Raw genomic sequence first — 21,139 nt, 5'->3', positions numbered from 1 at the left:
ATGATCCTGGTCGCTCATCCGGTGGGTAATCAAAACGTTCGCGCGCTGTTGGGTGCGTTGAATCAACGGCGCTTGCTGCATTCGTTCCATAGCTCGCTGGCGTTGCATAAAGACTCTTGGCTTTGCCGTCTTCCGGTCGTCGGCAAAGAGTGCCTGCGGCGCACGTTCGACATGGTCGACGGTGCGTTGCTGCACAGCTACCCGCGCTACGATGTGCCTCGCGTGCTCTGTGACAAGTTGAAGTGGTACAGCCTTACGCAGCGCAACATTGGGATGTTCTGCCCGGAAAATGTGTACGAACACATTGATCGGGCCAGCGCGCAGTTCTTGTACAACACCGCGCGCAAACCCAGCCAAGTGTACGGTTATGACGGCAAGTGCAAGGCCCTGTTCACCGCCGCCAAGGCGGTTGGCGGGATCACGCTCAATTATGAGGCGGCCTTCGGCTCCATTTCCTACGCGTGCGGGATGCTGGACCATGAGCGTGAAGCGAACCCCGCGTGGCGGGCGAGCATTCCCAACCTCAGCGAAACCACCATTCGCAAGCAGACCGCCGAACTGGCGTTGGCGGATCGGATCATCGTGGCCAGCACGTTTGCCAAACGCACCCTGGGTGAATCCGGCATCGCCCACCAAAAAGTTGCGGTGACCCCCTATGGCGCACCCGCACCGATGGTCCACAAAGAGGTGAATGTCCGGGCCGGGGGGCCGCTCAAAGTGATTTTTGTCGGTGCGCTGACCCAGCAGAAGGGCATCTCGTATTTTTTCGAGGCGCTGAAGATCGCGTCGGGCAGCGTTGCCCTGGATGTCACCGTCATCGGTGCCGACTATGCCAATGGGCGTAACCAGGCGCTCAATAGCGAGCTGAAGAAGTATCGCTGGCTCAGTTCGGCGCCCCACGATCAGGTCATCCGCCAATTGCTGGCGGCCGACGTGCTGGTCTTGCCTTCACTCGCCGAAGCGTTCGGCCTGGTGGTGGGCGAGGCACTGTCCACGGGGACGGCGGTCATCGTTTCGCAGAATTGTGGCGCGGCGGATTTGATCATCGACGGTTTCAACGGGTATGTGGTGCCGATCCGTTCCGCCGAGGCCATTGCTGCCCGTCTGGTCGAGCTGGCCGATGACAGTGAAAAACTCAGTGCGCTGAAGCACAACGCGGTGTTCTCGGCAGGTAGGACGACCTGGGACACCTACGCCAAGGAGGTGCTGGATGCAATCCTTGGCCAACCCTGAGCTGTCCAGCCTGAAGGAGCGTTACAGAAAGCGCGTGGTCAGTGCGTTTGTCCTGATCTATCTGTTCATTTTGTTTGAAGGGGTTTTGCGCAAGTGGCTGCTGCCGGGCCTGAGCTCGGCCATCTATTTCATCAAGGATCCGATCGTTCTCTATATCTATTGGTACGCGTTCAGGTTCGGCTTTTTTTCCAAGAACCTGCTGTCGGCGTACTTCGTCATGTTGTTGGTGGTGTTCTTTGTTCTGGTCTCCGCATTTTTGTTGAGCAGCCCTGAAGGGCTGATCATCTACGGCTATGGCGTCAGGAACTACTTGCTGTATTTCCCCCTGATATTCGTTGCCGGAAAAACCCTGCAGTTGGCCGATGTCTACCGTTTTGCCCGGATCACGCTGTTTGCGGCGATTCCCATCAGCGTGCTGGTGGTCATGCAGTATTCGTCCGGGCCGCAAGCCTTCGTCAATAAAGGCATTGGGGACGATGACTTCATTTTCATGATCGCCGACGGGGTTGTCCGGCCGTATGGGACGTTCACGTTCACCGCCGGGCACGTTGTTTACGTGTCTGCCTGCTTTGCTTTCCTGGTGGCGGCGATTTTCGACCGGGCCTTGTTCCGCGCAGTGTTCGCCGGGCGATACCTGTTGTTCCCGGTGTCGGCCATCTCGGTGGCGGTGATGTGTTTCTTGACCGGATCGCGGGCCATCTATGCGTATGCCGCCATCGTGCTGTTGGCGGCCTTGATGGTCGCCTTGATCAAGAAATCGCAAAGAAACCTGTTGTCGCTGTTTTTCCTGGTGGCGGCACTGTTTGTCAGCCTGCTGATTTTCATGTCGTCCGACAGTTACCAGATTCTCGTCGAACGCAACCGGAGTGCCGTCGCCAGTGAAGGTTCGCCGGTGACCCGGGCATTCTCCAGTCTGTATGCGTTCACTCGCGTGATCGACGATGCACCGCTCTGGGGACACGGCATCGGCTCGGGTACGAATGCCGCCTCGGCGATATTGCGCGCGGGGCGCGAGCAAGGCGCGGGGTTTTTGCTGGCCGAAGATGAATGGTCGCGGATCATCCTGGAACTGGGCCTTCCCATCGGGGCGCTCTTTATCCTGTTCAGGATCTTCTTGCTGATCTGGTTACTGCTCAAAGCCTATAAAGCGCTGATCAGGCAGGGCACCGGCGTTCCACTGCTGCTGTGCGGTTTCCTGGCGCCGATTTTATTCAATGGGGTCATGACCATGCAGGGCACGTTCCTGGCCTTTGGCGTGTTCTACGCCTGCCTGATTCTTGCCGCTTGCAAGAAGACTTGAATCAATTCAACGGATGAGCGGACAGCACTTGAAGTTATTAAGAATCATCTCTTCGGTTAAACCGGAAAAGGGCGGCCCCATCAACGCTGCCCGCGAAATCGACAAGATTCTCCAGCAGAACGGGCATCTCGTGGATGTCTTGACGCTGGATGCGGACTTCGCCGTCGACTACCCGGGAACCGTTCACTTCATGGGGCCGAGCCTGTTTGGGTATGGCGTAAACGCCAGGATCCGCCAATGGCTGGAACAACACGCCAGTGACTACGATTTTTTTATCGTCAACGGTTTGTGGCAGTACCACGGGTTTATTGCGCGCCAGGTCCTGCACAAGTTGGGGCGGCCTTACATCGTTTATACCCATGGCATGCTCGACCCCTGGTTCAAGCACGCATATCCGCTCAAGCATTTGAAGAAATGGCTGTACTGGCCATGGGGTGAATACCGCGTATTGAGGGATGCCCAGCGCGTGGTGTTTACCAGTGAAGAAGAGAAAATCCGTGCGCGCGAGTCATTTTGGCTGTACCGCGCCAAAGAGACGGTCACCGCCTATGGCACCTCCAGCCCGCCGGCGGGCGGTGCAGCGCTGGCGCAGCGCTTTGTTGATGAGCATCCGGTGTTGAAGGGCAAACGGGTGCTGTTGTTCCTGAGCCGCATCCACGAAAAAAAGGGCTGCGACCACCTGCTGCAAGCCTTTGCCCAAGTGGCTGGCGAAGACGAACGCTTGCACCTGGTCATGGCCGGGCCCGATCAAGGCGGCTGGGTGCAGGCGCTGCAGGCGCAGGCCGTGGAACTGGGGATCGCCGACCGCGTGACGTGGCCGGGCATGTTGCAGGGCGCCGCGAAATGGGGCGCCTTTTACGCCGCCGAGGTGTTTTGCCTGCCGTCCCATCAGGAGAATTTCGGCGTGGTCGTGGCGGAGGCGCTGGCCTGCGGCAAACCGGTGCTGATCAGCAACAAGGTCAACATCTGGCGCGAAATCGAAGCCGACGCGGTTGGCTTTGTGAGCGACGACACGGTGCTGGGCGCCGTGCATAACCTGCGCCGTTGGTTGCGGCTCGACCCGCAGCAGTATGCGGACATGTCCGGGCGCGCCCGCCGCTGTTTTACCGAGCGCTTTCATATCCAACGCGGCGCGCAGCGTTTGCTGGAGATCGTGCGGGAGTGCCTTGCATGATTCTCCAAGGCAATGATCCGTATCGCGCCGCTTCATTTTCATTGTCCCATCGGTTGCGGCGGCAGCTGTGGAACACGGTCTATGTGCTGCTATTCCGTACCAGCCCGCGTCCCTTTCATGGGTGGAGGGCGTTTCTGTTGAGGCTGTTCGGCGCGCGCCTGGGCAAGGGTGTGCATGTTTATCCGCGGGCCAAAGTGTGGGCGCCGTGGAATCTCGAGCTGGGTGACCATGTCGGCATTGCCGATGACACCAATATTTACAACATGGCGCTGATTTCTATCGGGCGTTACAGCGTGATTTCCCAGGGCGCGCATTTGTGCGGCGGGTCGCATGACTACAACAGTCGCAACTTTCAACTCTACGCCAAACCGATCGTGCTCGGAGAGCACGTATGGGTGTGTGCCGATGCCTTTATCACGCTGGGCGTGTGTATTGCCGATGGCGTCGTCGTGGGCGCCCGCGCGCTCGTCATCAAAAACATCGCGCAAGCGTGGACCGTGCATGCCGGGCATCCGACCCGGCTTATCGGCCAGCGTACCCAGCATCTGCAAGAGCCTGCACCACGACAAGGGAGTCAAGCCTGATGACCGCACCGCATAACCTGCCTCACCTGCACGGTGGCTGACATGAAACGCGAAACCGTCAGTGTGATCATCCTCACCTACAACGAAAGCCTGCATATCGCCCGCGCGATCGAGTCGGTGCGCGCCTTCAGCGACGAAGTGCTGGTGGTCGACTCGTTCTCCAGCGACGACACCTGCGAGATCGCCCGGCGCCACGGCGCCCTGGTGGTGCAGCACGCGTTCGTCAACCAGGCCAAGCAGTTCCAGTGGGCGCTGGATAATTTGCCGATCACCGGTAACTGGACGATGCGCCTGGATGCCGATGAAATCATTGAGGCCGACCTGGCGGCGCAGATCAACACGCGGCTGCCGACGCTGGACCAGGGCATCACCGGCATCAACTTCAAGCGCAAGCATATTTTCATGGGCCGCTGGGTGCGCCATGGCGGCCGCTACCCGTTGAAGATGCTGCGGCTGTGGCGCACGGGGCAGGGGCGCATCGAAGATCGCTGGATGGACGAGCACATCTCGGTGGCCGAGGGTCGCACCATCACCCTGGAGGGCGGGTTTGCCGATCACAACCTGCACGACTTGACGTTCTTCACCCACAAGCACAACCAGTACGCGACCCGTGAAGCGATTGAGATCATCAACTCGCGCCTGGGGTTGTTTGCGGTGCGCCATGAATTGAATGAGGGCCACAGTTCGTTCCAGGCCAAGCTCAAGCGCCTGGTTAAAAACCGGGTGTATAACCGCGTGCCGTTTACCTTGAGTTCGACGGCGTACTTCCTCTGGCGCTACATCGTTCAACTGGGTTTTCTCGATGGCCGCAGCGGCCTGGTTTATCACTTGCTGCAAGGTTACTGGTACCGCTTTCTGGTGGGCGCCAAGGTGCTTGAACTGGAAACCGCGATCGCTCACTTAGACGATAAGGACTCAATCGTCCGCGAACTTTCAAAGTTGACCGGACATAACTTGACGCTGCCCATACCGAAATAACTGACCGTTTTTAACAAACACCCAAGTTCGGGTGTCGGCCTTCGCTCGCCTATTATTTGGGAGATAGACATGAAAAAAGTCGCGCTTATTACCGGGATTACCGGGCAGGATGGTTCTTACCTGGCGGAACTGTTGCTGGAAAAAGGCTACGTCGTGCATGGCTTGAAACGCCGCTCTTCGTCGTTCAATACCCAGCGCATCGATCACATTTACCAAGACCCCCAAGCCCTGCATAAAAACCTGATCCTGCATTATGGCGACCTGGCGGATTCGTCCAACCTGACGCGCATCATCCAGCAGATCCAGCCGGACGAGATCTATAACCTCGGCGCCCAATCCCACGTGGCCGTCAGCTTCGATTCGCCGGAATACACCGCCGACGTAGACGCCCTCGGCACCTTGCGCATCCTCGAGGCCATCCGTCTGCTTGGCCTGGAAAAGAAGACCCGCTTCTACCAGGCCTCCACGTCCGAGTTGTACGGGCTGGTGCAGGAAACCCCGCAAAAGGAAACCACGCCGTTCTATCCGCGCTCGCCCTATGCCGTGGCCAAGCTGTATGCCTACTGGATCACCGTGAATTTCCGCGAAGCCTACGGGCTGTATGCCTGCAACGGCATCCTGTTCAACCACGAGTCGCCCCGTCGTGGCGAAACCTTCGTCACCCGCAAGATCACCCGCGCCTTGACCAACATCGCCCTGGGCCTGGAGCAATGCCTGTACATGGGCAATATGGACGCCTTGCGCGACTGGGGCCATGCCAAGGACTACGTTCGCATGCAGTGGATGATGCTGCAGCAGGACAGCCCCGAAGACTTCGTGATTGCCACCGGGGTGCAGTATTCGGTGCGCGATTTCATTCGCTGGTCGGCGGCGGAACTGGGGCTGCGCTTGCGCTTTGTCGGCGAGGGCGTGGAGGAAGTCGGGGTGGTCGAGCACATCGACGGCGACCTGGCGCCCGGCATGCTGGTGGGTGACGTGATTGTGCGGGTGGACCCGCGTTACTTCCGCCCGGCGGAAGTCGAGACGCTGTTGGGCGACCCGTCCAAGGCCAAGCAGAAGCTGGGCTGGGTGCCGGAAATCAGCGCCCAGCAGATGTGTGCGGAGATGGTCCGCGAAGACCTGCAAATCGCGCGGCGCCACGCGTTGCTGCGCCTGCACGGCCACGATGCGCCGATTGCCGTGGAGAACTGAGCATGGCACGTGATCTGAACGCACGGATCTTTGTCGCCGGCCATCGCGGTATGGTCGGCTCGGCCATCGTGCGCCGCCTCTGGGCCTTGGGCTATACCCAGATCCTCACCGCCGGCCGCGATCGACTGGACCTGTTGGACCCCGCGGCCGTGCACGCGTATTTCGCCGAACAACGGGTCGACCAGGTGTACCTGGCGGCGGCCAGGGTCGGTGGGATTCACGCCAACGCCACGTACCCCGCCGATTTCATCTACCAGAACCTGATGATCCAGGCCAATGTGATCCACGCCGCCCACACTCATGGGGTGTTCAAGTTGTTGTTCCTCGGATCGTCGTGCATCTACCCGGTGCTCGCCGCCCAGCCGATGACCGAGCAGGCGCTGCTTGCCGGCTCGCTGGAACCGACCAACGAACCCTACGCCGTGGCCAAGATCGCCGGCATCAAGTTGTGCGAAAGCTACAACCGCCAGCACGGGCGCGATTACCGCAGTGTGATGCCGACCAACCTGTACGGCCCGGGCGACAACTACCACCCGGACAACAGCCATGTGATCGCCGGCTTGCTGCGCCGTTTTCATGAGGCGGTACAGCGCGGTGACGAAGAAGTGCTGATCTGGGGCAGCGGCGCGCCACGGCGCGAGTTCCTGCATGTGGATGACATGGCGGCCGCCAGCGTGCATGTGATGGAACTCAGCCAGGAGGGCTATGGCGAACACACCGAGCCCATGCGTTCCCACGTCAACGTCGGCACCGGTGTGGATTGCACCATCCGCGAACTGGCCGAGGCGCTGGCCCGGGTCACGGGCTTCAAGGGCCGTTTGCGGTTCGATACCAGCAAACCCGACGGTGCGCCGCGCAAGTTGCTCGATGTCAGCCGTATCAACGCCCTCGGCTGGGAAGCCTACGTGCCGTTGGAGGAGGGGCTGCGCGATGCCTACAACGCGTATCTCGCGGCCCTCGAACAGCCTCGGGGCCATTAATGAAGATCCTTTTGTATGGCATCAACTACAGCCCCGAGCTGACCGGCATCGGCAAGTACAGCGGTGAACAGGCGCGCTGGCTCGCCAGCAAGGGCCACGCGGTGCGGGTAGTCACGGCGCCGCCGTATTACCCGCAATGGCAGGTCGGCGAGGGCTACTCGGCGTGGCGTTTTCGCACCGAACAGGTCGACGGCGTGACGGTGGTGCGCTGCCCGTTGTACGTGCCGCGCAAGCCCACGGCGCTGAAGCGCTTGCTGCACCTGATCAGCTTTTCCGCCAGCTCGTGCCTGGCGGTACTGGGGCAACTGCGCTGGAAGCCGGACCTGGTCATCCTGGTGGTGCCGACCTTGTTCTGCGCGCCCCAGGCCTTGTTGTTGGCCAGGCTGTGTGGCGCCAAGTCCGTGCTGCATATCCAGGATTATGAAGTCGATGCGATGTTCGGCCTGGGCCTGGGCGGCAGCCCGTTACTGCGGCGACTCGCGTGGGGCGTGGAGCGCGGCTTGCTGCGGCGCTTTGACCGGGTCTCGACGATATCCAGCGGCATGCTGGAGAAGGCGGCCGGCAAAGGCGTCGAGGCGCAGCGCCTGCTGTTCTTTCCCAACTGGTCGGAGACCGAGCGTTTCCTCGATGTACCGCGCAACAGCGGGCTGCTGGAACGGCTCGGCGTGCCGGCGGGAAAGCGGGTGCTGTTGTACTCGGGCAACATCGGCGAGAAGCAGGGGCTCGAACTGATCCTCGATGCCGCCCAGGCTCACGTCCATCGCCCGGAGCTGGTGTTTCTGATCGTCGGCCAGGGCGCCGGCCAGGCCCGCCTGCTGCAGCGCGCGCGCAGCGAGGGCCTGCACAACGTGGTCTTCGCCCCGTTGCAGGCCTATGAAGACTTGCCTGCGCTGTTGGCCTCGGCGGACGTCCACCTGGTGATCCAGAAACGCGGCGCGGCGGATTCGGTATTGCCCTCCAAGTTGACCAATATTCTGGCCGTCGGCGGCAATGCGATCATCACCGCTGACCCCGACACCACCCTTGGCCGGCTGTGCGACGAGCATCCGGGCATTGCCGTGCGGGTCGAACCCGAATCGGTCAGCGCCCTGAATGCAGGGATCGAGCGGGTGCTGGCATTGCCTGTGCGCAACAGGGTGGCGTTGAACTACGCCGCGGATTTTCTCGATAAAGAGCGTGTCCTCCAACGCTTTATGGCACAGGTCTGACGCTTATGTGGCTTGATTTACCGACCTTCAATACGGTCGTGACGTCGACGCCGTTGGTGGCCATCGACTTGATCGTGAGGAAACCCAACGGCGATACGCTGCTGGGCTTGCGGATCAACCGGCCGGCCTATGGCTTCTGGTTCGTCCCCGGCGGGCGCATCCAGAAAAACGAAACCCTGGACGACGCCTTCCGCCGCCTGACCCACGAAGAACTCGGCCACACCTTCGAACGCGCCGATGCGCAGCTGCTGGGTGTGTTCGAGCACTTCTACGATGACAGCGTCTTCGCCAACGCCGGGAACGGCCCGGACACCCACTACGTGGTGCTGGGTTATTGCCTGACCCTTGCCGAGAATCAGGTCCTGGAACCGCCCACCGAGCAGCACCGGCATTACCGCTGGTGGCCGCTGGATGAGCTGCGCTACAGCCCACGTGTACACGAGAACACCCGTGCCTATTTCTGACCCTCTATCGAAGGACGCGTTCATGTTATTACCGGTGATCTTGGCGGGCGGTTCGGGTTCGCGCCTGTGGCCGCTCTCGCGGCAACTGAACCCCAAACAGTTCTTGCGCCTGACCCATAAAAGCCTGTCGATGTTGCAGCAGACCATCGGCCGTCTGGAGGGCGCGGATGTCGCCTTGCCGCAAGTGATCTGCAATGAGCAGCACCGTTTTCTGGTGGCCGAACAATTGCGTCAATTGGGCATGGAGCAGGCGAGCATCCTGCTCGAACCCATGGGGCGCAATACCGCGCCGGCGATTGCGCTGGCGGCCTGCAAGGCGCTCGACGAGTCCCGCGACCCGATTCTGCTGGTGCTGGCGGCGGATCATCTGATTGAAGATGTTCCTGCGTTTCATGCCAGCCTCGCGGTGGCGCTGCCGCTGGCCGAGGCCGGCAAGCTGGTGACGTTCGGCATCACGCCGACCAGCGCGCACACCGGGTACGGCTATATCGAGCAGGGCGAGGCGGTGGGCGAGGGCGGGTATGCGGTGAAGCGTTTCGTCGAGAAGCCGGATGCCGCCACCGCTGCCGACTACGTGGCGCGGGGCGATCATTACTGGAACAGCGGCATGTTCATGTTCCGTGCCAGCCGTTACCTGGACGCCTTGGCACGCTTGCAGCCGGCGATTCTCACGGCCTGCCGCGCGGCGTTGGCCGCGGGTAGCCAGGATCAGTTGTTCACCCGGGTCGATGAGGCGCTATTCGCCGCCTGCCCGGACGACTCCATCGATTATGCGGTGATGGAAAAAACCAGCGACGCAATCATGGTGCCGTTGCAGGCCGGTTGGAGTGATATCGGTTCCTGGTCGGCGTTATGGGAAGCCAGCGAGAAAACTGACGGCGGCAACGTGCTGCAGGGCGATGTGCTGCAACTGGATACCCGCGATACCTACGTGAACGCCGACAGCCGCCTGGTCGCCACGGTGGGCGTGCAGGACCTGATCATCGTCGAAACCAAGGACGCGGTGCTGGTGGCGCACAAGGACCAGGTGCAGCAGGTCAAGGGCATTGTCGACCAACTCAAGCGCGACGGGCGTCATGAGCACCTCAACCATCGTGAGGTCTACCGGCCCTGGGGCATGTATGACGCCATCGACAGCGGCCACCGCTACCAGGTCAAACGCATCACCGTGAAGCCCGGCGCCAAGCTGTCGGTGCAGATGCATCATCACCGTGCGGAGCACTGGATCGTGGTCAGCGGTACGGCCAAGGTCACCAATGGCGAACAGACGTACCTGGTCTCGGAGAACCAATCGACCTACATCCCCATTGGCCAGGTGCATGCCTTGGAGAACCCTGGCGTGATTGCGCTGGAATTGATCGAAGTGCAGTCGGGTTCTTATCTGGGCGAGGACGATATTGTGCGTTTCGAAGACAAGTACGGCCGGGCCTGAGGTTTTCCGACAATTAATAACATTTGCTCCGATGTTAAACCGCCAGCCTTGTTAGTTTCGCGGCCTCAACGTGTTGATACACGGGGGCTGGCTTCGAGAAATGTTATTTTCGAACGAATACGTTCAACTTTCCGGGTAATGTCCGGGCTGGTGCGTTGTTTACTTGAGTGGCACTATCAAGGTGTATTTCAGCGGCACCCGCTCGTTTGCTAAATGCTCACTATCGATAAGGAGTCTGATATGAGAAAACAACTGGCTATTATTGTGCTCAGTCTCTTGAGTACTTCTGCCATGGCTGCCGAGTTGCCGCTTGGCCTGAGTACCGCGGTGGTCGGCTCTGTGACGGTGGGGGAAACCCTGCTGGTCGGCGCGGCCCTGGTCGCGGGCGTCGCCGCCGCGTCCAGCAGCGGTGGCAGCGCCAATGGAGGCACCACCACAGGCACCACTGGCACCACGGGTACCACCGGTACCGGCAACTAACAGAACGCCTTCCGCTTTATAAGACTGCTTGGAAACCCCTCCCAAGTAGTCTTTTTTTCTTGTCGTTTATCGCGAGTGTCTTAGCACTATGATGCGTATTTTTTCTGTGGCGGTCGTGGCCTCCGCATTGTTACAAGGCTGCATGTTTGCGCCCGGTCAATATATGGACACCGAGGCAATGACCAAGGAGGGCGGTGCTGAAAGCAGTCGCGTGGAGTTGATCCCGATTACTCCAAAGTTGCTGGCCATGGACGCGGCGACTCAAGTCTCTTATGCGCTTCCCAAAGAACTGCTCGATTATAAACCCGGGCCCTATTTGATCGGCCCAAATGATGCGTTGTACATCACGGTCTGGGACCATCCGGAATTGACTGCGCCTTCCGGTCCGCAGCAGCAAATCGATGCCAACGGGCGCCTGGTCAACCCCGACGGCAACCTGTTCTACCCCTACGTGGGCGAAGTGGTTGCCAAGGGCCGCACCCTCGCGGCGCTGCGCAGTGAAATCACCGATAAGCTCCGTCAGTACATCGACAGCCCCCAGGTGGATATCAGTGTGCTGCGTTTTGCCAGCCAGCGAGTGGTGATCACCGGGGCAGTGCTCAAGGCTGGGCCTGTACCGATCACCACCACCCCGATGAGCGTCATGGAGGCCATCGGTGCTTCCGGCGTCGATCCGATCAATGCCGACCTCTCGAACCTCACGCTGACCCGCGGCGGCAAGCGCTACACACTCGACCTGGACACGTTCAATCTCAACCCGTCGCGCTTGAACGATATCTACCTCAAGGACGGTGACCAGTTGTACCTGCCCTACAACGACCGCAAGCGCATCTATGTGATGGGCGAGGTCATGCAGCCCCGCGCATTGAGTTTCAAGACACGCAGCATGAACCTCACGGATGTGTTGGGCTCGGTGGGCGGCATCAACCAGAACACCTCGAACGCCGATGCGATCTACGTGATCCGCGGCGCACAGAACCTGGACACGCAACCGGCCAAGGTCTTCCATCTGCAAGCCGGCTCCCCGGCAGCCATGGCCCTGGCCACGCGCTTCGATGTGCAGCCCCAGGACGTGGTGTTCGTCGGCCCCGCCAATATCACCCGCTGGAACCGGGTCATCAGTCAGTTGATACCTTCCGCCTCGATCATCGGCACCGGTGCTTCCACCCAAAACAACCTGAGCGAAGCCAACAGCCGATAAGGGTGGAACCTGCGTGAACAGTGTGAAAACCGGTATTTACGTGTGCCTTGCGTGGCTGTTGTGCGGCTGCAATCCACTGATGCAGGCCTCGCTCGATACCTTCAAGGCGGCCGTCGTCGGGCCTGCGCCATTGGTGCTGAGCCAGGCCCAGGTGGACGCCGTGCCGTTTCCCCAGATCAAAGTGACCACGGTGTCCAGCGAAGGCGTGATGGCGTTGATTCGCCAGCGCGACGACCTGCAGTTCTGGGTCGCCTCCGGCAAACAGGTGCTATTGATGCGCGATGGCCTGGTGGTGCGTACCGTTGGCCTCGGCACTGATCTGGATGGCACGCGCTGGCAAGGGCAGTCGCCGTTCCAGCAGGGGCTGCACCGCGTGCCGGACGGCTACCGCAGCAGCCGGCAGATCGACCTGGTGGATGGCTATCGCGTCGGCATCACCGTCACCAGCCGTCTGACCCGCGAGGGCATGGAGACGCTCGAGATCCTCGACAAGCCTTACACCTTGTTGCGCGTCGATGAGGACATCGAAGCCGAGGCGCTGGGGTTTCGTGCGCGCAACCGTTATTGGGTCGACCCCACTGACGGCTTCATTGTGCAAAGCGAACAGCACCTCAGCCCGCGCCTCACGTTGAAAATCACCCAACTGCAACCCGCCCGCAAGGAGGCCCGATGACCGCCCGCAAACGATGGGCGCTGGCGCTGTTGTGGAGTTGTGCCAGTGCATGCCACGCCGCCCTGACGGTGAGCGGCCAAGTCCTGCACCCCGGGCCGATCGCCCTGCCGCCCGAGGCGCGCTTGCTCGACGCGATCATTGCGTCACAACCGGATGCCCAGGGCTATTGGCTGGCGGCGGCTTGGCTGCACCAGCCATTGATCGAGCCCCAGGCCCGGCTCAAAGCCGGTGTGCTGTTTGACCTGGATACGTTGCGCCAGGCTGCCTTGGCCGCCGGGTACGACAGCCGGGCCGACTTGGCGGCGCGCGTTTATCGACAGGTGCAGGCCTTGCCGGTGACCGGCCGGCAACGCGCGATGCTGGACCCGGTGGCGGTGGAGGTCGGTTTTGCGCCCAATCTGCGGGTCAGCGACGGCGATCGACTGATCTACCCGCCCAGGCCGGCAGGTGTGCGCGTCCTGGGCGCGGTCGCGCAGCCTTGCACCCTGGTGTTCCAACCGATGCGGGCGGCACGCGATTACCTCGACGAATGCCCGGCGGTGACGGGGGCCGACGTCGACTACCTGTGGCTGATCCAGCCCGACGGCCTGGTCACGCGCCTGGGCATTGCCCCCTGGAACCGCGAGACGGCGGCCGCGCCGGCACCGGGCAGCACGCTGCTGGTGCCGCTGCGCAGCGACGACCTGGAACCGCCCACCCCTGAGCTGAACCAACAACTGGCCGAGTTTCTTGCCACCCAACCCCTGGCTGAGGTCACGCCTTGAAATTATGTATTGCAGCCGTGCTGCTGGTGCCCTGTGGCGTCGCGCACGGCGATCCGCGTTACACCCAGAGTGATTTTGGCGGGGTCGGGCTGTTGCAAACCCCGACCGCACGCATGGCCCCGGCCGGCGAACTCAGCGTCAATGCCAACCGCACCGAACCTTACAGTCGCTACAGTTTTTCCGCGCAACCGCTGGACTGGCTCGAAGGCACCTTTCGCTACACCGCCATCACCAACCGCCCCTATGGCCCCGAATCGTTCAGTGGCAGCCAGAGCTACAAGGACAAGGCCGTCGACGCCAAAGTGCGTCTCTACGAGGAAAGCCACTGGTTGCCCCAGGTCGCGCTGGGGATGCTCGACCTGGGCGGCACCGGACTGTTTTCCAGCGAGTACCTGGTGGCCAACAAGCGTTATGGCGAATTCGATTTCAGTGCGGGCATCGCCTGGGGTTACCTGGGCAGCCGGGGCGATTTCGGCAACCCGCTGGGCGCGCTGAGTGATCGCTTCAACGAGCGGCCCACCGCCGAAGGTTCCGGCAATTTCTCCAACGGTTACTTCCGCGGCCGGCCCGCGCTGTTTGGCGGCGTCGCCTACCAGACACCCTGGGCGCCGTTGAGCCTCAAGCTGGAATACGAGGGCAACGACTACCAAAACGAGCCTCGAAACAACCATCTGCGCCAGGACTCGCCGGTCAACCTCGGGCTGGTTTACAAGGTGGCCGACTCCGTCGACCTGAGTGCCGCGTGGGAGCGCGGCAACACGGCGATGTTCGGTATCACCCTGCACACCAATTTCGTCAGCCGCAAGGCGCCGGTCAAAACCTACGACCCGCCGGCCCCCAAGCTGCCCGCCCAGGCGCCGAGCGTCGCGATGGATCAAGTGGATTGGGCCGCGGTGTCCAAGCGTTTGCAGGACAATGCCGGCTATAACGTGCAGCGGATTGCCCAGCGCGGCCCTGAGTTATTGGTGTATGGCGAGCAGCAGCGCTATCTCTACAGCGCCAAGGCCGTGGGGCGCGCCAGCCGTATCCTGGACGACAGCGTCAATGACCAGATCAGCTGGTTCACCCTGGTGAGCGAGCGGTACGCCATGCCGATCGAAGAAACCAGCGTGCCCCGCGAGACGTTCCGCGAGGTGGTCAACCAACGCGAGCCCCTGCAGACCCTGCATCGCCAGACCGAAGTCAACCCGCCCAGCGCCCAGGCGCAAACGCTGCTTTACACCCAAGCGCCCAAGCCCCTGAGCTACGGCGTCGGGCTGGGTTACAAGCAGAACGTCGGCGGGCCGGATGGCCTGCTGTATCAGATTTCCGCCGACCTCGACGCCGAATACCGCTTCACCCGCAACACCTGGTGGAGCGGCCTGCTCAGCGTCAACCTGCTGAACAACTACGATGGCTTCACCTACGACGCGCCCAGCGGCTTGCCGCGCGTGCGTACCGATCTGCGCAAGTACATGACCAGCTCTGACGTGACCGTGCCGACGTTCCAGCTCAACCACGCGGTGCGACTGGATCAGGACCTGTATGGCATGGTCTACGGCGGGTTGCTGGAATCGATGTACGCCGGTGTCGGCAGTGAGGTGCTGTACCGGCCGATGGGCCAGCGCTGGGCCTTGGGCGCCGACCTGAACTACGTGCGCCAGCGCGGGTTCGAACAGGACTTCAGCCTGCGCGACTACCGCACGGTCACGGGGCATATCACCGGCTACACCGACTTGCCGTTCAACACACAGGGTGCGCTGAGTGTCGGTCGCTACCTGGCCCGGGACTGGGGCGCCACCCTGGACTTGTCGCGCGAGTTCAACAATGGCGTGCGGATTGGCGCCTGGGTCACCCGCACCACCGCGTCAAAAGAAGCCTTTGGCGAAGGCAGCTTCGACAAAGGCCTTTACCTGTCAATTCCCTTTGATGAGCTGATGAGCCTGTCGACGATGCGCCGCGCCAATCTGGTGTGGGCGCCGCTGACCCGCGATGGCGGCGCGCGCCTCAATCGCGCGTATTCGCTGCATACGATGACCGATGGCCGTGACAGTGATCTGTTCTATCGGAACTTCGAGAAGATCACTGAATAGACAAGGAAAGGGGGACGTGAAGTCCCCCTTTGTTTGCCTCAGTAAATGTCTTTGGACAGCAGTGTGAACGGCGTTTTCAGCAGGATCTTGATGTCCAGCCACAGTGACCAGGTGTTGATGTAGCGCAGGTCGATGTCGACGCGCTTTTGCATCTTCTCCAGGGTCTCGGTCTCGCCCCGGCACCCATTGATCTGCGCCAGCCCCGTGATACCGGGCTTGATACGGTGGCGCGCCATGTACGCGTGAATCTTCCCTGAGTAGTAGTCGTTGTGCGCAACCGCATGGGGCCTTGGACCGACCAGGGCCATGTGCCCTTGCAGCACGTTGAACAACTGCGGCAGTTCATCGATGGACGTGCGGCGCATGAAACGCCCCACGGGGGTGATGCGTGAATCGTGGCGGCTGGCCTGGCGTACTTCGTGGTCGTCATGCACGCGCATCGAGCGGAACTTCCAGACCTTGATCACCTGACCGTTCCAGCCGTGACGGTCCTGCTTGAAGATCACCGGGCCGGGGGAGGTCAGTTTGATCAGCACGGCGAACAGCAACAGCAGCGGGCTCAGCAGGATGAGCGCGAGCAAGGCCACGCTTTTGTCCAGCAGCGACTTGCTCAGTGCGGCGGTCGGACGGCTGGTCAGCGGGCTTTCATTGAGGAAAATCGCCGGCAGGCCGTCCACCTCGGCCACGCAGTGATTGAGCAGCAGCATGTTGTTGAGGTCGGGGACCCAGATGACGTCGACGCTGATCTCCAGCAGGTTGATGTACAGCGCCTCGATATGGGTGGCTTCCTGCAGCGAATGGGTGATGTACAGCCTGCGGATGCCGTGCTGCCGGATCAACTGCGGGAGGTCCGGCAGCTCGCCGAGTATCTGCGATTGCACGCCCGGGGCTGCGGTCGCCGTGGCGCCGACGAGGCCGACCAGCGGTGAGCGTTTTTGCCGGGAAAGTGTTTTCGCCAGGTCGGCAGCAAGTTTACCGGTACCCACGATCAGCGATTTATGTCGCTCGTGAAGTTGCCCGTGGTAATAGCGGGAAAGACTGTGGATCGGGATGTAACAGAGCGCCAGCACGGCATAACTAATCGCCGCCCACAGTAGCAGGATTTCGAGGGGGAACAACGCGTTAGCATTGCAGGCAATACCCACCGCAACCAGTATCAGCAGGGTAAGTAACCAACCCATGAAGAGTCGGCCCAGTCCCACCGCGTAATCATCTTTCTTGCTGTAGACGTCACATAACATATAGGCCGGGATCGAGGCCAATATGCTAAAGGCAGCCAATACCCGGTAGGGATATTCCAGCTGGCCAGTCTTTAAAATAACCAATGCAAATAACAGTGTGACGACCAAACTTGACGCCAGCGTCCACTGCCCCCAAAAGGTCAGACCTTTGGGTGTTAGGTTACGATGCATTCTCCGGTTATTCAGCATACTACTGCTCCCAGTGGTGACCACTCATGGTGGCAGGCTTAAGCGAGGCGTGGCATTGAAACAGCCAAATAGACAGGCACGCGTAGGCGCGCACAGATTGATATTAATCAACGGCAGGGGGCAGTAGCTGACGAGTTATAACAGGCACATAGCGATAGTTAAGTGGCTGTTGGGTGAGACGGATTGTTATAAAAAGGCAGAGAGTGGAGCGTGATCAACGCCAAGATTAACGACTCTAGAATTATTATATTTTTTTTCAGCGAAACTGCTGGGCGAGTTCCAGGGGGTTTTTTATCCTCTGGGTCAAGCAATAGCCCCGATTTCTCACCGAACGGAACAAACGCTCGCCATCGTTGACGCGCTTGAATTTTTCCTGAAGTCGGCTGAGGCACATTTCCAGGCCGCGATACAACTCAGGTTCACGACCAATATTGCGAATAAGTTCTTCTTTACTCACCACGCGTTCTTCATGATGTAACATTTTTTTGATAAGTGCTGACTCGATCGTGGTCAAGGAAATGCGTAAACCACCCTTGACCAACATTCGATCATGTTGTGTAAAGGTCCAGTAGTCGGGTGCCTGTAGCGGAGGTTTTTCGGTCTGGGTCGCCAGCGCTTTTTGAGGCCTGTCGGTGCTGTGGAGTTGAACGTTTAGTTCCAGTTTATTGTAGGGTTGCAATGTTTTGTAAATGACCGGCGTTGATGCGTTATTGGCGCTGTCGGGTTTTTCGATCGTTGAATTGTTAGTGTAGTGCGAATTGAAATACTGGTTGCCAAACAATGGCGTGCTGGTTGCCTGGGTTTCTGCTGTCTTGGTTCGCAGCGGGCAAGCGATATCGCCATAGAGTAACTCCGCATGCGACGCAAAGTCGGGCAGCGGAATAAAGGTGGGCGTAGTGGTGGATAGGTGTTTTTTGAGTGAGCTCATAGTGGTTACCATGGTCCTATGGGTTGAGGTTTATACATTTTCGGCCGGCGAGTAATAACCGCCCTGAAAGTAATTGAAAGGCAAACGCTTAGCGAGTGTTGCACTGTCAGAGAATTCAACTTTGTCTGCAATGAATGAGGCTCGGCTGGTGCTTATCAGCTCTAACATGCGGTCGTAGAGCCGGTCGAACAGATCCGAGCGTATATTCAGGCTGAGTCTCAGGAGCACATCCGGAAATGGCATTTTTATATAGTCATAGAGTTTCAGTTCGATCAATAGGTCGGCCTGCTTTGTATCCAGAGTGTAGTTATTGTAGGCAAGCTTGATACTGCTGCGGTCTTTGAGGTTATACAGTTGGCGCACCATCGCGCGGCGTTCTGCGGGGCCGGGAAGTGCGTCCAAGGGGTTTTCTATAGTGATAACGAGTTGCTGCTTATAGCTTTCCAAGACATGCGCGACCTGGATAAGTTCCTTGAGCGTGTCTTCGGACATAAGCGTTGATTGCTCGATGCGCAGAAATTTATGAGTCACCGGCTGTGCAGAAGCAAGTGGTAAATGGCTGAAATCGGCAGTCATGCGTGGGTCGATGCGCGACAGGGCGTCACGGTAGGCGCATTTAAGTTGAGCGCGATACAAAGGCTGCGAATGCTCTGGGAGATTGAGCAGATTATGTGCGCTGGTTACGCGAATCTCATTGCCCCAAAGTGCGCAACTGCGCTCAACTATCGCTTGTCTGAAGAGCTTGGGTTGGGCTATTGTGACAGGCGATATTTTCTCGTTATTCACGACGCTATCTCTCCTGGGTTGGGTGCAAATACTGGGCGGAAATAATTCCACGGCTCAACTTGTAACCGTAGCCACGGATGTTCTGAATGATATTTTCGCCATAGCGCGCCTTGATTTTGCTGCGCAGGCGGCTGATGGATTTTTCCAGGGCTCGGGAGTCGTAGAATTTGGTGTTGAGCCCCATAACATTGGCGATTTCATCGTGACTGAGCAGTCGGTTATAGATCAGTGCCTCGAGAACTTTCATTTCGATGAAGGAAATCTCAAGTTTCTGACCGTTGCCGTAAATGCACATCCGGTCCTGATCGAGAATAAGTTTGCAGCAGTCCAAGCGATACGTTTCATTGAGAAACGCCTCGACTAAACTCAACTTTTCTTCAGGGGAGGTTTCGGTGACTTTTAGGCAGTAGTCCGCGCCGGCCAAATAATATTTGGTTTTACTTTGAGTAGAGGCGAACGTGATGAAGACAACTATCAGGCCAGTCGGGTTTTTATGCCTGGTTTTTTTTATGATGTCCAGGGTTTGATTGCTGGCAGAAGGCGTGTCGATTTCTATGACGATGGCGCGATAATCGGCGTGATCTTCATGATGACCGACTAGTTGACCGTAGCTGCGTGTATCGACTTTTAAATCATTCGGTACAGTACGAACTATAAGTGCTCTGAAATCCTCAGTTTTAGACGCAGTCCGTGCAATAGCGAGGACGTTGGAAAAATGCATCACCTACTCCCTTTTCTGGCATGCAAGGCCGACAGTTCAATCGCCGCTAGCGTTAGATACTAATCGAATTGATTCCGCCAAAACGTGACAAATTTTAACATTCGTAGCTTTATTCTAAAGGCTGCGGCGGGGTGGGAGGGAGGTGTTGCGGGTGGGGCGTTTGCATGGGTGTACACATATGCTAGTGCAGATTGTTAGTGTGCGATAAGTATCTTAGGTCAATTGGTTTTTAGGCCAATGGCGATTTAATTTTTCTATAAATGAGGCCGGGTGACGGGGCGACTAATTGCCTTAAACCGCCAGGAATTTGCCAGCGAAGCCAGCATCGGATCACTGCAGCTCGGCGCCACCGACGCCTGCCCGGTGCTGTCGATTCTGCGCTTTACCTGCGCGGTCCGCCCGGATCCGACGACGGCTTAAGCTAATTCTAAAAAGGTATTTATTACCGATTTTTAAGATCGTTTAGCTTGGTTGCTCCCCCAAGACGTTCATGGAGTGAGCCGCCGATGCTGCAATCAATCACCGCCTTGCCGCTGCTGGACCTGTCGCTGCTCGATGGCAGCCCGGCGCAGCGCAGCGCGTTTCTCGATGAGCTGCGTTTTGCGGCGCGGCATGTCGGCTTCTTCTACCTCACCGGTCACGGTATCGCCCCGGCATTGCTGGCCGAGGTGCAGCAGCAGGCGCGGGCTTTTTTCGCCTTGCCCGAGGCAGACAAGCTGGCCGTCGGGATGATCAACTCTCCGCACTTTCGCGGCTATAACCGCGCGGCCTCGGAAATCACCCGGGGCCAGCCGGACCTGCGTGAGCAGTTCGACGTCGGTGCCGAGCGAGAACCCTTGGCCGTCGCGCAACACCCCGCGGCCTGGGCGCGCCTGCAAGGCCCCAATCAATGGCCGGCGGCGCTGCCCGAGCTCAAACCTCGGGTGTTGGCCTGGCAGCACGCGATGACCCGGATGTCGTTGCGCCTGCTGCGCGCGTTCGCCCAGGCCTTGTCCCTGCCCGAAAATGCGTTCGACGCGCTGTACGGCGACAAGCCCAACGAACATATCAAGCTGATCCGCTACCCCGGTCGCCACGCCGGGCAGAGTCGCCAGGGCGTTGGCGCGCACAAGGACTCCGGCTTCCTGAGTTTCCTGCTGCAAGACCAGCAGGCCGGTTTGCAGGTGGAAGTGGAGGAGGGGCGCTGGATCGACGCCGCGCCGCGGCCCGACACGCTGGTGGTGAATATCGGCGAATTGCTCGAGCTGGCCAGTAACGGCTATCTGCGCGCTACGGTCCACCGCGTGGTGTCGCCGCCGGTGGGCCGCGAGCGCGTGTCCCTGGCATTTTTCCTCGGCGCGCAGCTGGATGCGGTGGTGCCGGTGTACCCGCTGGCGCCCGAACTGCTGCGCGATGCCCACGGCCCCACCAGCGACCCGCGCAACCCGTTGCTGCGCGACGTCGGCTGGAACTACCTCAAGGGCCGCCTGCGTTCCCACCCGGATGTGGCCCAGCGTTTCTACGCCGACGCCACACTGCCCCATGCACTGTCCGCCTGATC

Annotated in this window: 20 protein-coding genes; 16 read left to right on the top strand and 4 right to left on the bottom strand. The window is 59.7% G+C overall.

The genetic code is table 11. The annotated features are described in order from the left end of the window. The 15 genes from TU80_RS15200 (at position 1) to TU80_RS15130 (ending at position 15,734) form a co-directional block, all read left to right on the top strand. A complete protein-coding gene (locus TU80_RS15200; protein ID WP_057004823.1) occupies positions 1-1,233 on the top strand; it encodes a glycosyltransferase family 4 protein in 1,233 nt (410 codons plus the stop codon). Beyond that, positions 1,211-2,533: an O-antigen ligase family protein gene (locus TU80_RS15195; protein ID WP_057004822.1), complete on the top strand. Its 1,323-nt coding sequence runs from the start codon at positions 1,211-1,213 to the stop codon at positions 2,531-2,533. The genes TU80_RS15200 and TU80_RS15195 overlap by 23 nt, the downstream gene beginning before the upstream one ends. 28 nt (positions 2,534-2,561) lie before the next feature. Beyond that, positions 2,562-3,707 carry a glycosyltransferase gene (locus TU80_RS15190; protein ID WP_046385314.1) on the top strand — a complete coding sequence of 382 codons (1,146 nt, stop codon included), beginning with the start codon at positions 2,562-2,564 and terminating at the stop codon, positions 3,705-3,707. Continuing rightward, complete coding sequence (locus tag TU80_RS15185; protein ID WP_046383836.1) at positions 3,704-4,291, top strand: LbetaH domain-containing protein; 588 nt, start codon at positions 3,704-3,706, stop codon at positions 4,289-4,291. The genes TU80_RS15190 and TU80_RS15185 overlap by 4 nt, the downstream gene beginning before the upstream one ends. 42 nt (positions 4,292-4,333) lie before the next feature. Then, positions 4,334-5,269: a glycosyltransferase family 2 protein gene (locus TU80_RS15180; RefSeq protein WP_046488486.1), complete on the top strand. Its 936-nt coding sequence runs from the start codon at positions 4,334-4,336 to the stop codon at positions 5,267-5,269. A 69-nt stretch (positions 5,270-5,338) separates the two neighbouring features. Beyond that, a complete protein-coding gene (gene gmd / locus TU80_RS15175; protein ID WP_046383834.1) occupies positions 5,339-6,460 on the top strand; it encodes a GDP-mannose 4,6-dehydratase in 1,122 nt (373 codons plus the stop codon). A gap of 2 nt (positions 6,461-6,462) precedes the next feature. Then, positions 6,463-7,440, top strand: coding sequence for a GDP-L-fucose synthase (gene fcl / locus TU80_RS15170; RefSeq protein ID WP_046383833.1), 978 nt, complete (start codon positions 6,463-6,465; stop codon positions 7,438-7,440). Next, complete coding sequence (locus tag TU80_RS15165; RefSeq protein ID WP_057004821.1) at positions 7,440-8,648, top strand: glycosyltransferase WbuB; 1,209 nt, start codon at positions 7,440-7,442, stop codon at positions 8,646-8,648. Before fcl ends, TU80_RS15165 begins: the two co-directional genes overlap by 1 nt. 5 nt (positions 8,649-8,653) lie before the next feature. Next, positions 8,654-9,112 (top strand): GDP-mannose mannosyl hydrolase, encoded by a 459-nt coding sequence (locus TU80_RS15160; protein ID WP_046383831.1) that lies wholly within the window; start codon positions 8,654-8,656, stop codon positions 9,110-9,112. A 22-nt stretch (positions 9,113-9,134) separates the two neighbouring features. Next, on the top strand, positions 9,135-10,544 hold the full coding sequence (locus TU80_RS15155) for a mannose-1-phosphate guanylyltransferase/mannose-6-phosphate isomerase (protein ID WP_046383830.1): 1,410 nt from the start codon (positions 9,135-9,137) through the stop codon (positions 10,542-10,544). 240 nt (positions 10,545-10,784) lie between these two features. Beyond that, positions 10,785-11,024, top strand: coding sequence for a hypothetical protein (locus TU80_RS15150; RefSeq protein ID WP_046383829.1), 240 nt, complete (start codon positions 10,785-10,787; stop codon positions 11,022-11,024). Between the two features lie 88 nt (positions 11,025-11,112). Further along, a complete protein-coding gene (locus TU80_RS15145) occupies positions 11,113-12,225 on the top strand; it encodes a polysaccharide biosynthesis/export family protein (protein ID WP_079443579.1) in 1,113 nt (370 codons plus the stop codon). Between the two features lie 13 nt (positions 12,226-12,238). After that, positions 12,239-12,898 carry a YjbF family lipoprotein gene (locus TU80_RS15140; protein ID WP_046383827.1) on the top strand — a complete coding sequence of 220 codons (660 nt, stop codon included), beginning with the start codon at positions 12,239-12,241 and terminating at the stop codon, positions 12,896-12,898. Further along, positions 12,895-13,662, top strand: coding sequence for a capsule biosynthesis GfcC family protein (locus TU80_RS15135; RefSeq protein ID WP_057004820.1), 768 nt, complete (start codon positions 12,895-12,897; stop codon positions 13,660-13,662). Before TU80_RS15140 ends, TU80_RS15135 begins: the two co-directional genes overlap by 4 nt. After that, complete coding sequence (locus TU80_RS15130) at positions 13,659-15,734, top strand: YjbH domain-containing protein (RefSeq protein ID WP_057004819.1); 2,076 nt, start codon at positions 13,659-13,661, stop codon at positions 15,732-15,734. The genes TU80_RS15135 and TU80_RS15130 overlap by 4 nt, the downstream gene beginning before the upstream one ends. Before the next feature lie 38 nt (positions 15,735-15,772). Here TU80_RS15130 and TU80_RS15125 read toward each other — a convergent pair whose 3' ends face one another. From TU80_RS15125 to TU80_RS15110, 4 genes are all read right to left on the bottom strand, one after another. Beyond that, entirely contained in the window at positions 15,773-17,164 is a 1,392-nt protein-coding gene (locus TU80_RS15125) for an undecaprenyl-phosphate glucose phosphotransferase (protein WP_057004818.1), read from the bottom strand. A 256-nt stretch (positions 17,165-17,420) separates the two neighbouring features. Next, the gene (locus TU80_RS15120; protein ID WP_057004817.1) at positions 17,421-18,092 is read right to left on the bottom strand and encodes a winged helix-turn-helix domain-containing protein; all 672 of its coding nucleotides are present in this window, start codon (positions 18,090-18,092) and stop codon (positions 17,421-17,423) included. A 30-nt stretch (positions 18,093-18,122) separates the two neighbouring features. Further along, positions 18,123-18,878 (bottom strand): YuxH family protein, encoded by a 756-nt coding sequence (locus TU80_RS15115; RefSeq protein ID WP_057004816.1) that lies wholly within the window; start codon positions 18,876-18,878, stop codon positions 18,123-18,125. 4 nt (positions 18,879-18,882) lie between these two features. Further along, positions 18,883-19,599, bottom strand: a complete 717-nt coding sequence (locus TU80_RS15110; protein WP_057004815.1) for a winged helix-turn-helix domain-containing protein — start codon at positions 19,597-19,599, stop codon at positions 18,883-18,885. A 506-nt stretch (positions 19,600-20,105) separates the two neighbouring features. Here TU80_RS15110 and TU80_RS15105 point away from each other — a divergent pair. After that, positions 20,106-21,137 (top strand): isopenicillin N synthase family dioxygenase, encoded by a 1,032-nt coding sequence (locus TU80_RS15105; RefSeq protein ID WP_046383820.1) that lies wholly within the window; start codon positions 20,106-20,108, stop codon positions 21,135-21,137. Positions 21,138-21,139: the final 2 nt, after the last annotated feature.

Origin of the sequence: Pseudomonas veronii, assembly GCF_001439695.1 — a bacterium.
GTDB lineage: Bacteria > Pseudomonadota > Gammaproteobacteria > Pseudomonadales > Pseudomonadaceae > Aquipseudomonas > Aquipseudomonas veronii.
This window is presented reverse-complemented; position numbering and strand designations above follow the sequence as displayed.